The sequence below is a fragment of the Vibrio sp. 970 genome (genome assembly GCF_033339075.1).
In genome coordinates, this window is sequence record NZ_JAWOTW010000227.1 from 1 (window position 1) to 772 (window position 772).

Consider the following 772-nt stretch of genomic DNA (forward strand, 5'->3'; position numbering starts at 1 on the left):
GGAAACAACGTTTTAATCCAGAACTCTACCGTCGTTAACCTGACACTCAAGTAAACAATATGAAAGTATTAAATAACCTAATTTGGCTGATGCTCGTTTATTCAGCATCAGCCATTTCATTAGAACTGCTACCTTACCGAGCACATTACTCTGTTCCTGTTAAAAGCTACAAAGAAATAGTGTTCGGTGATGTTTTTCGCCAACAGTATGACTTCAGCTGTGGCTCTGCCGCCCTGGCTTCTCTTCTCACTTTTCATTATGCAACAGAGTCATCTGAACAAGATATCTTCAAAAGCATGTTTGAAAAAGGTGATAAAGAAAAAATCAAAGAGAAAGGTTTTTCTTTGTTGGATATGAAGTTTTACTTGGATTCCATAGGGTTACGTTCTGACGGCTTTCAAGTAGGACTGGAGAAAATTAAAGAAGTCGGCGTCCCTGGGATTACTCTCGTTAATTTCGACGGGTATATGCATTTTGTTGTCATCAGAGGTATAAACAATCACTCAGTTATTCTAGGAGACCCTTCTAGAGGAACCATGATAATGAAACTGGATGAGTTTGAAAAATATTACCAAGGAATTGTGTTACTGGTCCGTAACGAAGCGGAAATGGGACGGTCTAGCTTTATAACCAATGATAATTTCACCGTATATCAAAGATCACCATTAAAAACAGGAGTGTCTAGAGATTCCTTAGGGGTATTTAGCATTACTCTCCCAGTTTCCGGTGAAAATTAATATAACATTGTTTTAAATAACTTTAAGAACTTAAC

1 protein-coding gene is annotated in these 772 nt (G+C 37.4%); it reads left to right on the forward strand.

Annotated elements, in window-relative coordinates:
- Window positions 1–59 precede the first annotated feature (59 nt).
- On the forward strand, window positions 60–737 hold the full coding sequence (locus R7Q11_RS29895) for a C39 family peptidase (protein WP_005380165.1): 678 nt from the start codon (window positions 60–62) through the stop codon (window positions 735–737).
- The last annotated feature ends 35 nt before the right edge of the window (window positions 738–772 follow it).

Bases quoted from the DNA above. Each gene is read 5' to 3' on its own strand.
- R7Q11_RS29895 (WP_005380165.1), top strand. From the start codon at position 60: ATGAAAGTATTAAATAACCTAATTTGGCTGATGCTCGTTTATTCAGCA.